Source organism: Streptomyces sp. NPDC002513 (assembly GCF_053595355.1).
Genome location: NZ_JBSFXK010000004.1, coordinates 58,215 through 69,994, shown reverse-complemented (window position 1 = coordinate 69,994; position 11,780 = coordinate 58,215). Strand labels below are relative to the sequence as shown.

Annotated in this window: 10 protein-coding genes, 1 tRNA gene and 1 pseudogene; 3 read left to right on the top strand and 9 right to left on the bottom strand. The window is 69.0% G+C overall.

What is annotated here, in order from left to right; translation table 11 throughout:
* Positions 1 to 52: 52 nt before the first annotated feature.
* Positions 53 to 1,282: a serine hydrolase domain-containing protein gene (locus tag ACWD5Q_RS04365; protein WP_451425486.1), complete on the bottom strand. Its 1,230-nt coding sequence runs from the start codon at positions 1,280 to 1,282 to the stop codon at positions 53 to 55.
* Positions 1,283 to 1,556: 274 nt separating this feature from the next.
* Between ACWD5Q_RS04365 and ACWD5Q_RS04360 the strand changes: the two genes are divergently transcribed.
* Entirely contained in the window at positions 1,557 to 2,453 is an 897-nt protein-coding gene (locus ACWD5Q_RS04360; protein WP_451425485.1) for a LysR family transcriptional regulator, read from the top strand.
* Positions 2,454 to 2,462: 9 nt separating this feature from the next.
* Here ACWD5Q_RS04360 and ACWD5Q_RS04355 read toward each other — a convergent pair whose 3' ends face one another.
* From ACWD5Q_RS04355 to ACWD5Q_RS04340, 4 genes are all read right to left on the bottom strand, one after another.
* A complete protein-coding gene (locus ACWD5Q_RS04355; protein ID WP_451425484.1) occupies positions 2,463 to 2,882 on the bottom strand; it encodes a hypothetical protein in 420 nt (139 codons plus the stop codon).
* A 328-nt stretch (positions 2,883 to 3,210) separates the two neighbouring features.
* Positions 3,211 to 3,546 (bottom strand): deoxyxylulose-5-phosphate synthase, encoded by a 336-nt coding sequence (locus tag ACWD5Q_RS04350; RefSeq protein ID WP_451425483.1) that lies wholly within the window; start codon positions 3,544 to 3,546, stop codon positions 3,211 to 3,213.
* A 104-nt stretch (positions 3,547 to 3,650) separates the two neighbouring features.
* The gene (locus ACWD5Q_RS04345; protein WP_451425482.1) at positions 3,651 to 3,983 is read right to left on the bottom strand and encodes a hypothetical protein; all 333 of its coding nucleotides are present in this window, start codon (positions 3,981 to 3,983) and stop codon (positions 3,651 to 3,653) included.
* Positions 3,984 to 4,282: 299 nt separating this feature from the next.
* Positions 4,283 to 5,704 carry a hypothetical protein gene (locus ACWD5Q_RS04340; RefSeq protein WP_451425481.1) on the bottom strand — a complete coding sequence of 474 codons (1,422 nt, stop codon included), beginning with the start codon at positions 5,702 to 5,704 and terminating at the stop codon, positions 4,283 to 4,285.
* 1,172 nt (positions 5,705 to 6,876) lie between these two features.
* On the opposite strand from ACWD5Q_RS04340, the pseudogene ACWD5Q_RS04335 reads away from it, so the two are divergent.
* A pseudogene (locus ACWD5Q_RS04335) lies at positions 6,877 to 7,101 on the top strand (tyrosine-type recombinase/integrase); the annotation flags it as partial.
* A gap of 49 nt (positions 7,102 to 7,150) precedes the next feature.
* Here the strand turns inward: ACWD5Q_RS04335 and ACWD5Q_RS04330 are convergent.
* From ACWD5Q_RS04330 to ACWD5Q_RS04320, 3 genes are all read right to left on the bottom strand, one after another.
* Positions 7,151 to 7,226: transfer RNA gene (locus ACWD5Q_RS04330), tRNA-Arg, on the bottom strand.
* Entirely contained in the window at positions 7,189 to 7,797 is a 609-nt protein-coding gene (locus ACWD5Q_RS04325) for an ATP-binding cassette domain-containing protein (RefSeq protein WP_451425654.1), read from the bottom strand. The genes ACWD5Q_RS04330 and ACWD5Q_RS04325 overlap by 38 nt, the downstream gene beginning before the upstream one ends.
* A 101-nt stretch (positions 7,798 to 7,898) precedes the next feature.
* Positions 7,899 to 8,309, bottom strand: a complete 411-nt coding sequence (locus ACWD5Q_RS04320; protein WP_451425480.1) for a hypothetical protein — start codon at positions 8,307 to 8,309, stop codon at positions 7,899 to 7,901.
* 195 nt (positions 8,310 to 8,504) lie between these two features.
* On the opposite strand from ACWD5Q_RS04320, the gene ACWD5Q_RS04315 reads away from it, so the two are divergent.
* Positions 8,505 to 9,680: a GNAT family N-acetyltransferase gene (locus tag ACWD5Q_RS04315; protein WP_451425479.1), complete on the top strand. Its 1,176-nt coding sequence runs from the start codon at positions 8,505 to 8,507 to the stop codon at positions 9,678 to 9,680.
* A gap of 40 nt (positions 9,681 to 9,720) precedes the next feature.
* Here ACWD5Q_RS04315 and ACWD5Q_RS04310 read toward each other — a convergent pair whose 3' ends face one another.
* Positions 9,721 to 11,559 carry an acyl-CoA dehydrogenase family protein gene (locus ACWD5Q_RS04310; RefSeq protein ID WP_451425478.1) on the bottom strand — a complete coding sequence of 613 codons (1,839 nt, stop codon included), beginning with the start codon at positions 11,557 to 11,559 and terminating at the stop codon, positions 9,721 to 9,723.
* Positions 11,560 to 11,780: the final 221 nt, after the last annotated feature.

The window sequence follows — 11,780 nt, the reverse complement described above, 5'->3', positions numbered from 1 at the left end:
GTCTCATCGACCTCTGACAACGCGCCCTGGACCTGTCCAAGCGGGGTCGGTGTCAGTCGTCGATTGCCTGGTAGACCGTGGTCCAGAAATCGTGGATGACCCGCGCCGAATCCGGGACGGACATCCCGACCTGGGTGAGCATGATTCCGGTGAGCTGGTTGTCCGGGTCGGCGTAGGTCGAGACGCCGCTGCCGCCGTCCCAACCGAACTGGCCGATGGGCGCGTAGTCGCTGCGGTAGGTGCGCACTGCCATGCCCATGCCCCAGCCGCCGTGCTGTCCTTGGCCGAATGACACATGGACGTTGTCGCGGGCCATCGCGGTGCGGGCGGTGTTCTGCTCGGGTGTGAGGTGGTTGGTGGTCATGAGCTGGACGGCGGGCCGGGACAGGATCCGTTCGCTCCCGTGCAGCCCGTGGTTCAGCAGCATCTGGAAGTAAGCGTGGTAGTCGTCGACGGTGGAGACCAGCCCGCCGCCGCCGTCCTGGAAGGCCGGGGGCCGGCTGTGGCGTCCCCCCTTGGCCTCGTCCCAGACGTGGAACTCTCCGGTCCGCGGGTCGGGGGCGTAGAGCGGAGGCAGCCGGTCGATCTTGTCGTCGGACACGTGGAAACCGGTGTCCTTCATGCCCAGCGGGTCGAAGACGCGTTCGCGCAGGAACGTTGCGAAGGACTGGCCCGTGACCCTGGCGACGAGCACGCCGAGCAGATCGCTGCTGATCTGGTACTGCCAGCGCTCTCCGGGCTGGTGCATCAGCGGGAGCGCGCCCAGGCGGCGCATCCACTCGTCCGGCTCGGGCATCGGCTCCGGCAGATTGGGCGTGAGTCCCTGCTCGAAGACCGCGTCCATGATCGGGGTGCCCAGAGACGTCATATCCATGCCGAGCCCGAACGTGGAGGTCAGCACGTCCCGTACGGTGATCGGCCGCCGCGCGGGAACGGTGTCGTCCAGCGGGCCGTCGATCCGCTTCAGCACCCGCCGCTCGGCCAGTTCGGGCAGCCACGGCTCCACCAGGTCGTCCAGCCGTAGCCTGCACTCGTCGAGCAGGACCATCGCCGCCGCCATCGTGACCGGCTTGGACGTCGACGCCATCCGGAAGATCGTGTCCCGGCGCATCGGCGCGCCACCGTCATGACGCATCGTCCCGAGCGTCTCGACGTGCGTCTCACCGCCCCGGCTGACCAGCGCGACGAGCCCGGGAATCTTCCCGGACTCGACATGCCGCGCCAGCACGCCGTGCATTCTGCGCAAACCTGCTTCGGAGAAGCCGCTGTTGTTGTGTCCCATCAAGAATCTCCTTGCGTACAGTGCTCGATCTGCGCGCCCCGCCCCGGCATGGCACACATGGCCTCGGCAAGCTGAAGCTCGGTTATGGACTCCTTCTGCGGCGCCGAGTTCCGCCCTCGCACCAGCTCACCTACGTGAGCGCGTGGCATCAGCGTGGCCGGGCAGGGCTCCTGTGAACAACGGCGAAGTTCGCAAGGCAGCGTTGCCTGGCGGGTCACCGATGCGCCTTGTGTCAACGCAGCGATGACCGCTAGGTTCACGATCAGGAGGGGGCATGGAGCTGCGTGAGATCGAGATCTTCCTGACGTTGGCGGAGGAACTGCATTTCGGACGCACCGGAGAGCGGCTGCATATAACCCCGTCCCGAGTCAGCCATGCCATCAAAAAGCAGGAAAGGCGCGTCGGCGCGCCGCTGTTCGAACGCACCTCCCGCACGGTCCGGCTCACCCCGCTCGGCAAGCAGTTCCGCGACGACCTGCTGCCCGCGTACATCCAGATCCAGCAGGCCGTCGACCGGGCCGTCGCCAAGACGCGTGGCATCACCGGTTCTCTGCACGTCGGCTACTCCACGCCCTGGTGTGCCGATCTGGTCTTCAAGTCCGCCGAGGTCTTCCGGGACCGGCACCCCGACGCCACCGTGCAGATCCAGGAGATCCAGTTCAACGATCCGCACGGCCTGCTGCGTCGTGGCGAGCTGGACCTGCAGGTGAGCGAACTGCCCGCCGTCGAGCTTGGCATCGCCGCTGGACCCGTCCTGTTCCGCGAGCCCCGGGCGTTGATGGTCCCGGCCGACCATCCGCTCGCACGCCGCAACAGCGTGTCGCTGGAGGACCTGGCGGACGTACCACTGATCATGCCGGGCGGGGACATCTCCAAAGCCCTGCTGGACCTGCATTTGCCAACCCACACTCCTCTGGGCCGCCTTATCCCGCGTGGACCGTCCTACATTTTCTGGCCCGAGGTACCCCCGCTGGTCGCCGCCGGCTTCGGCGTCTCAGTCGTGGCTGTCCGCGCAGCGCGCTACCACGATCGTCCCGGCGTCGCCTTCGTCCCCTTCCGCGACGCGCCTACGCTGGACTACGGGGTCTTGTGGCGCACGGCCGGGCAGACGCCGACCGTCCTGGCCTTCGTCGACATCCTCCGCGACCTCGGCGAAAGCGACAACGAATGACGGGGGCGATCAGGCCGACTCTGGGAGCACTGGATGATTCCTCTGCCAGAGCTCGGTCTCACGGGTGATCCAGTCGACGAACTCGTCGGCAAGGGCCTTGAGTGAACCCATGTCGCCAGGGCGCATGAAGTGGCAGTCCAGATGATCCCCCGGGTTGTGCGGGTTCAGGGTCCCGCACCGGAGGCCCGTCCGGTCGAACTGGCCGCCCAGGCAGCAGTCGACGATGTTGCGTACCGGGTCGGCGAGATCAACCCGAACGAGCAGGCCGTCGCGCCAAAGCACGTCGACGGGGAAGTCGACGCAGAAGTCGTCCGGCTCCGGCGCCGCCCTCGGCCAGGTCGTGCGGCGCTCTGCAAGCCGCTCAACGACGGGGCGCCACTCTTCGCCGAACTCCCAGTCCATGAGGTACTCATCGAAGGCGTTCATCATGGAGAACCTTCCGGCTACTGCTGTGCCTGTGAGCGTGCGGGAGCGTTGTCGGCGGGCGTCGCCTTCTTGGGGGGCGAAGATGATACCGCCCTCGGCCCCGCCGGCCTTTTACGTCTTCACCACCCGCACCGGCCGCCCGGTCGAGCCGCGGAACCTCTACCGCTCCCTCAGCTTGGGAAGCTGAGGCACACCAACGCAACCACTGATTGATCGGCTATACCACGAGAGGGGACATGACCCAGCGTGATGTATGCCTTACGCGTGCTGTGTATGACAGCAGGGATCGTTTCGGCGGCGCGGCAGAGCGGCGACCCCTGCTTCCGGGCTGCTAGGGCAGGTTGGGGCGGACCAGCGCCTGAGCGAACGGTTCTCCGGTGGCCCGGGCGTAGGCCATCCGCTCACGCACCTCGCTGAGGGTGCGTGGGCGGTAGCCGGGGCCGCCGCAACAGCTCTTGTGGAAGCGCACACCGGCGTGCAGCAGCACGGAGAGGGTGCGCCAGGCGGCGGTGTCCCGCCTCTTGGGCGCCGCGAAGGCGGAGCCGACGTGGATCAGTGGTTCGGCGCAGCGTGGACAGACCCGGTCGTGGTCGTGGTAGCCGGGGTAGGGCTGCTTGTACGAGGCCCGGCAGGGCAGGCAAACGTACGAGGTCTTTCCATGGGCCATGCGGGAAGGGTAGAGCCACCACAGGGTCGGGCTCGACAGATTTCCGGCATGCTGCACAGGCTCTTCAGCAAAGGTGGGGCGGCGACGGCCGACCGTACTTGCTTCTACGCGCCGCCTCGGAGTTCTGCATCGATGGCGTCAGCAGCATCCCCCGTGGCCGGCTCGCTGATCTCCCTGGGGACCTCGCGGTCGTCATACACGAAGAGTCTTGCGTCGACGACGCGGGTCTTCGGGTGCCAGCCGAGACGACGGCCCGCCTCGCGTGCAGCACGACGGACGTCCTTCAGTTCGCCCATCTCCTCAAGATCGCCACTGCTCAGGATCAGCTGCCCGTGGTAGCCCCGGTAGCGAGGCTTCAGGGAAGCCCACATCAGGCCCTCCAGGCGGTCGACCAGCTTCTCGTACCGTCGACGGGCCAGCTCGTCCTTCGCGGGCATCGCACAGCTCCCCACCTTTGCCCGCAGCTGCATGTGTGCTGCGAGTGCGAAGGCCCTCCCGTCCGACGGACGGAAGGGCCTCTGAGCAGGTGTTTCTCTGTGCCCCCGGCAGGATTCGAACCTGCGACACCCGCTTTAGGAGTTCGATCCAAGCCTGCTCCGGCCGTGGCCGTCGCTTGATACGACGGCCGGACAGGGACGCTGGTGTATGTCCCCGTCCGGCGTTGTTGATGTCAGTCGCGGATGTCAGAGACCTTCTGATCCGTAGCTCTAGCCGGATCTCAGCAAGGGGAGTCGCCCTACCAGTGGTCGTGGCGATCGCAGTGCTTGTCGTGCTGGTGACGCTTGATCTCGGTGGGGTCGGTGGCGGTGTGCGTAGTGGTGTCTCCGCCTCCGGTGACGGAGGCGGTGTTGGTGACGGTGCCGCGGGCCCTGCAGGAGACGTCCACCTTGAGGGCGATGGGTGGGTAGCTGCTCCCTGAGGGGAGGACGTCACTGCGGGTGCAGGTGAGGGTGGATCGGGTGCAGGCCCATCCAGTGCCGCTGAGCGAGATGGGGGTGAGTCCCTTGGGCAAGGTTTCGGTCACGGTGACGGTGGTGCCATCGGTCGGGCCGGTGCCACTGTTGGTGACCGTGATGCTGTAGGTGCCCCTCTTGCCCTGCCCGAAGGAGCCGCTGTGGGTGTTGCTGATCGTCAGCGTGGGCGGGCAGGCGCCGGTGATGGTTGTGGGATCGGTCGCGGTGTGAGTGTTGGTGTCCCCGCCGCCAGTGGCCGAGGCGGTGTTGGTGACCTGACCGGAGGCCGTACAGGCGACGTTGACCGTGAGGGTGAGCGCCGGATAGCTGCCACCGGACGCGAGGACGTCACTGCGGGTACAGGTCAGCGTGGCCAGCGTGCACGTCCACCCGATACCGCCCAACGACGTCGCGGTAAGCCCAGCCGGGAGAGTGTCCGTCACGGTGACGGTGGTGCCATCGGTCGCGCCGGTCCCGTCGTTTCCGACCGTGAACGTGTAGGAGCCTGACTGTCCCCGCACGAAACTGCCACTGTGGCTCTTGCCGATGGTCAGCGTGGGCGGGCAGGCGCCGGTGATGGTTGTGGGATCGGTCGCGGTGTGAGTGTTGGTGTCCCCGCCGCCAGTGGCCGAGGCGGTGTTGGTGACCTGACCGGAGGCCGTACAGGCGACGTTGACCGTGAGGGTGAGCGCCGGATAGCTGCCACCGGACGCGAGGACGTCACTGCGGGTACAGGTCAGCGTGGCCAGCGTGCACGTCCATCCGATACCGCCCAACGACGTCGCGGTAAGCCCAGCCGGGAGAGTGTCGGTCACGGTGACGGTGGTGCCATCGGTCGGGTCGGTCCCGTTGTTGCCGACCGTGATGGTGTAGGAACCGGACTGCCCCCGCACGAAGCTGCCGCTGTGACTCTTGCCGATGGTCAGACTGGGACCGTAGGAGATGGTCACCTGGCCGTTGTTGTTTGCCGTCCCGGTCGTGGACAGCGCGTAGCTTGTGCCGGTGCCCGTCGGGGTGGCGAAGCTGCTGCCCCCGCCGCCCCCGCCGCCACCCGCCGAGGTGCCTAGGCCGTTGACGGGGCCGGCGCCGCCGCCCCCGCCGGCGAAGTACCCGCCTCCACCGCCCCCACCGGCCCCGGCACGGGTGGCGGCGCAGCCACCGTCGATGCTGCCGCCGGTGCCGCCGGTACCGACCGCGGCACCCAAGAACCCGCTTCCCGGCCCACCGTTCGTGACGCTACAAGGCGGGGCGGAGCCGGCGGGGCCGCTGGCACCTCCGGTGTTGGTGCTGGTGCTGCCACCGCCCCCACCCTGTCCCGGCGCAGCCCCAGGGCCGGTGGCACTTCCCCCGGTACCGGCGGTGGCATCCGCCGTCGTGCCGTTGGTCCCGTTGCCCCCGTTCCCTCCCGTAGAACTCTGTCCGGTGCCGCCGGAGGCGCCGCCGCCCCCGGCGACCACCAGCAAGGAGCCACCCGTGCTGACGCTGGAGGCGCCGCCCCCACCCGGACCTGCGGCCGGAAAGCCAGTGGCTGTGATGCCCCCGCCTGGGGCACCGCCGTTGAACCCGCCGGCACCCCCCGACGCGGTTCCGTTGCAGCCTTTGCCACCGGTTCCGCCGACGTTGATGGTGAACGTTGTGGGGGAGCCGGTCAGCGGGAGGGTGGTCACCACCTGCGCCCCCGTCCCGCCCGTCCCCGTGACGGAACAGGGGGTGCCGGTGTTGTCGGCACCGCCGGCCCCGTCCGCGGTGATCGCCACGACCACCCCCGCAGGAACCGTCAGGGTCTGCGGAGCGCCGGTGAAAGTGAACGTCTGACTGACTGGCGCAGCTGCCCGAGGGCCGCTGCGATGACCTGCCGTCGGAGAGTCGGCGACGGCCGCCGGCACCCCCGCACCGGTGAGCACGGCACACACCGCTGCGGTGACGCCCACACGCCACCAACCCCGCCCGGGCCCGGCCGACGATGCCGCTGAAGCCGACACTTGCGCCGCCCGAGGACCAGTTACACGCCAGGGGCCTCGCTCGCCCCAACTTTGAGATCTGTGAACGTCATTGGTCACAACACGCCGATCCTCTCCTGAAGCAATGCCCCGCTACGTCAGAAAACGGCCCGGGGGCGATAGAGCGACGACACAGAAACACCGCCGCCGCGCAGGTAATGGAACCTGACAGGAGAACACAAAACGTTTCGAAACGCTGCAATCTACATCTGTCTGACAATCCACCAGGGCTTTGGCGACGACAACCCTCAAAGGCCTGCGACGACGCTCTCGCCGGTCACAGTGAGGGCGAAAGCGTTTCGGACTGGCCTCGGGGGTGAAGTCAAGGCGGCACCCGCAGCCGCTTCGTCGCTCACCCGGCAGCTCCCGTATCGCCGCTCATCGCACCCTCTTCCCCGGCCCGCCCCAGCGTCCCCGACGCGGCCCTAGCCGACATGGCGGACACCGCCCAGTCCGCCAGCCTCCACGTGATCCGGCTGCACGATGCCCGGCATGGCACGGCCACGCTCCTCACGGCGGCCGGAGTCGCGCCCCGCGTCGTGATGGAGATCCTTGGGCACAGTCAGATCAGCATCACCATGGATGTGTACACGCACGTCGTGAACTGGATGCCAAAGGCCCCGGACCATGATCGGTCCGGGGCCTTTGCGCTGGTGCCCCCGGCAGGATTCGAACCTGCGACACCCGCTTTAGGAGAGCGGTGCTCTATCCCCTGAGCTACGAAGGCGGGGTCTTGCGTAAAACGTGGCTGAATACTCTGAGTGACTATTCGCCCCCGTTGTGGCAAGGGTGGGGACCGTCACCGAGGTGGCGGTCCCTGACAGGGTAGCGGATCGGGGTGAGGTTGGTGGGGTGAGGCTGATGTCTTGGCTCGGTTCATGATCGGCGGGTTCCGCCGATGCGGCGGGTGCCGGGTTCTCGAGGTGCTCGCGGAGGGTGTCCTTTGCGTAGCCGTTGATGTCCTCGATGCTGTTGCGGGGTCGGAAGCAGACGCGTTGCCAGGCTTCGGAGCCGTACTGGGGGGCAGGCCGGTGACGTAGTGCCCACTCCGTGAGGGCGGCCCGGCGGTCCGCGGAGAAACCGAGGTTGCGGGGGTCGAAGCCGACTTCCTTGGCCACGGTGGCGAGGTGCAGTTGATCGTCCGGGTTCTGGAACACGAACCCCACGCTGCGGGCCAACTCGACGATCCCGAGCCCGGCGGCATCGCGGCCGTCCACCTCGACCCGCCCTGATGTGGGGCGGGCGATGCCGATCAGGTGCCGGGCCGGTGTGCTCTTGCCCGCCCCGTTGGGACCCACGACCGCCCCCCGTTCGCCGGCCCGAACGGTCAGCGAGACGCTCGCGAGGGCGGTTGTTCCGTTCGGGTAGCGATGGACCAGGGAGTCGATGCGCAGCACCGTCACACGCCTCCGGCTGTTCTTGCGTTCTTCAGCGAGGCGGCGAACCCTTCCGTGGCCGACTCGAGGGTCACGGGCAGCGGGCGGTCCGCGTCCCACAGGCCGCGCTCGGCGGCGCGGCGTGCGGCCGTCGTGCAGCGCAGTGGGGCCACGCCCCAGTCCGCCAGTCGGGGGTCGGCGAGAACGTCAGCCGGTGGCCCGTCGGCAGCGATCCGTCCCTCGTTCCGGACCAGGATGCGGTCCGCGTACCGGGCGAGCCGTTTCATCCGGTGCTCGCACAGAACGACGGTGACGCCCTGCGCTCGCAGGGTCTCCAGCGCGTCGAACACCACGCCGGTCCCCGCCGCGTCCAACTGCGAGGTCGGTGGGGAGGAACTCTGGGGTGGAGTCAGGGAAACGCTGTGGTCCGTCATCGGTCCCCGGTCCATCCTCTGACACGCCGTGCAGGTTCGCGCATCCCAACGGCTTGCCGACCAGGGGCTGTTCGAGCGCCTCAGGGGTAGCCATGTCCTGCTCCTGCACCTGCGGGACGGCGATGTCCGGGCTCTGCTGAAATGAACCCCGACGCAGTTTCGTCCTCCGTCCGGTCACCCTTTCTGGAGTCCCCCGTGCACGTCTCCTCGTACGACACCGTCGACCACTTGCCGGCGGCGGAATGGGACGATCTGACGATCGGCGGGACGATCTACTCCAGCAGCGGCTTCGCCGGCGTACGCGCGGAGGAACTGCCGGACTCGGCCGCGGCCCGATATCTGCTGGTGCGTGACGAGCAGGGAGCGCCGGTCGCCGGGGCCGAGGCGTACGCGTTCGCGCGTCCGCCGCATCTGCTGTACACCCCCGCCGATCTGCTCGCCGGTCTGATCAGCGAGGAGCGCCTCGCCCATCTGGCGTCCCGGCCCCTGGTGCTGGGCGCGGGCTGGTCGGAGTTCCGTGGTCAACTGCCGGGCCGGGACGGCGTGACAGCGCAGGAACGCTCGGCGGCGGTGCACGCGCTCACCGCGCGGACCCTCGACTTCGCCCGGGCGGCCGAAGCGAGCGTGCTCGGGTACTACTACCTGCCCCGGGACGAGGCGCTGGAGGTCGCGGAGGCCCACGCCGATGACGGAGCGGTGCTGCTCTACCACGACGTGGAGACCGTCGTGCCCATTGGCTTGTGGCAGAGCCTGGACGACTACCTGGCCTGGCTGCCCGCCGGCCGGCGGGCGCGGGCCCGGCGTGAGAGAAGGGACTTCGCACGCAGCGGCCGGACCATCCGGGATGTCTCGCTGCCCGAGGTCGTCAAGGAGATCGCCCCGCTCAACAGCGCGCTGATGCGCAAGCACGGACACCCGTTCAGCGAGGAGCGAGCGGCCGAAGTGTACGACCGTCAGGGCCGTTACCTCGGTGACCGCAGCACGCTGCTGCTGGCCGAGGACGCCGGACGCCCCGTCGGTTTCGCGCTGCGGTACCGGCACGGCGACACCCTGTACGCGCGCGTGGCCGGTTTCGACTACTCGGTGCCCAACGTGGCCGACTATTTCAACCTGATCTTCTACCACCCCATCGAGTCGGGAGCCGGCCGGAACGTCCGGGCGATCCACCTCGGTCTCGGCACCTTCCAGGCCAAGCTGGCGCGCGGAGCCCAGCCGACCCCTCTGTACAGCGTGTTCGTGGGAGTGGACCGGCCGCTGACGGCGGACGGGAACAAGGTCCGTGAACGCAACCGGACCGAGGCGGCGGCGTTCGGCGCCGCATACGGCCGCTTCGTGGTGGGCGGGCTGAACACCGACGACTGGCTGCTGTGAGCACGGTATCGGACGCGGGCGCTGGGGCGTCCCGGCGATGTCAGTGCGGGGACGGGTCGTGGTCCGGCAGGGTGCGTACGATCGTTCCTCCGCTCGCGATCGGGATCGCGGACAGCAGTTCCGCTGGGAGGTCGAACGCGTCCACCAGGGGCATCATGTGCGGCGCGAGGCCGGCGACGGTCGCGTCCAGGGTCTTCGGCAGCGCGCGGACCTGGTCCGGTGTGAGATGGCCTTCGACGAGCAGGTCGCCGGTGTGCTCGCGGAGCCGTCGGAGCAGGAACAGACGGCACAGGGAGCGCAGCAGCGTGGCCGCCCTCGGGTCCGCCGCCCGGTCGGCCGCCGCGGCGAAGGCGTCCGCTGCCTGCAGACAAGCGTGGGCCGAGACCATCTCCAGTGCGGCGGACGAGGTGACGTTCCAGCGGCCGACCGGGTCGCCGGACGGGCCCTCGCGCAGGGCGGTGCGGGCCCTGGCCTGCCAGACGGCCTCGGCCCGGGCGAGCAGGCCCCGGAGGAAGGGCAGGTCCGTCAGCTCTCCGGCCGGCAGCGCCCCCGGCTTCGCGGACTCGTGGCCGAAGACCATCTCGGAGGCGGCCTTCACCCAGATCACCAGGTTGTCGCCCTCGGCGGTGATGCCGCCCTCGATGTTCGCGGGCAGGTCCGCTATGCCGTTGGCGGGGAACAGGCCCTGTGCGCCGCAGCGTTCGCGGCACTCGGTGGCGATCTCCCGTGCCTGCCAGGTGATCCAGCCCTTGGCGACGGCCGTGAGCCGCTCGACCTCCTCGCGGTCCTCCTCGGTGTGCGCGGCGAACCGGTCGACCACCGTGCGGTGCAGGAACGTCATCGCATACGCCGTCGCCAGCCCGTCGAGCAGCCGGCTGTGGTGGCTGCGGTGGGCGGCGAGCGGGATGCGCTCGCCGGCCCGGGGTCCGGCGATGAGGCGGCTGTGGGCGTAGCGGACCGCGATGGTGAGCGCGGCGCGGGCCATGCCGAGGGTGCCGGCGCTCATGCAGAGTTTGCCCATGGTGACGCGGTTGATGGAGCGCAGGAGCCGCTTGCGTTTGTTGCCGAGGTTGCTGGTGAGGGTGCCGTCGCGGTCCAGACGGCCGTGGTCGGCCTCCAGGAGCGCCTCGCGCGGCAGCCACAGGTGGTCGAAGGAGGTGAGGCAGTGGTCGACGGGGGTGCCGGTGCGGTCGGGCAACCGGCGGACCGTGACCCCGGGCAGATGTCCGCTCTCGTCGCTCAGCGGGGTGAGGAAGAGGAAGACGCCCTGGTCCTCGTCGTCGACGAGGAGCCGGGCCGCGACGACCGCGGTCTTGGGGCCCCCGGTCAGGCTGGTGTTGGGCATGAACTTCCGCGCGCCGGGGGTCGGGGTGTGCAGGCGGAAGCCGTCGCTCGCGCGGTCGTAGACCGCGAGGGTCTCCATCGCGGCTACGTCGTTGCCGTGCTCCGACTCGGTACACAGAAACGTTCCTGTGTTGCACCGCGCGGTGAAGGGGGACAGGTCGCGGCCCTCGTGGTCGTGGTCGACGAGGCTGCCGAGGAACAGGTTGTAGTGGATGCTCGCGAGGGTGGTCAGCCCTCCGTCCACCGGCCCGATCCACTCGTGCAGCGCGGCCAGCCGGTGCGGGTCGGCCGCGAACCGCCCGGGGTCGTCGAGGACGTCGTCGAGCAGGCGCAGACGGTCGTAGGAGAGCGCGGCCCGCTCGGCCGGGGGCAGCCCGGGGCGGTACGAGAACGCGGGGCCGGAGATCGTCCTGCGCCAGACGCCGTGCCGGCGCTCGCGGTGCGGGCCCTCGAAGAGGAGGCGCGCGAGTTCGCCGGCGACCGGGTGCCCGGCGGGGGCTGCCTGCGCGGGGATCTCGGACGTCGTGACGGTCATCGGGCTTCCCCCTGGGTGGGTTCGGGCAGGTGTGAAGCGCGGGAGCGAAGATACGTACCATCCGGTTTCTCTTTCAAGGGCCCTCTGTGCCGAGGCCCGGGGGTCGCTGTCGATACGTGGATTTTCACGCCGGATTTTATGGGTGATATGGGCTTAATCAGGGGGCTGAAGCCTCAGGGTTGAAAAACCGTATGGCTGGTTTTATTGTCCTGAAGCATCGA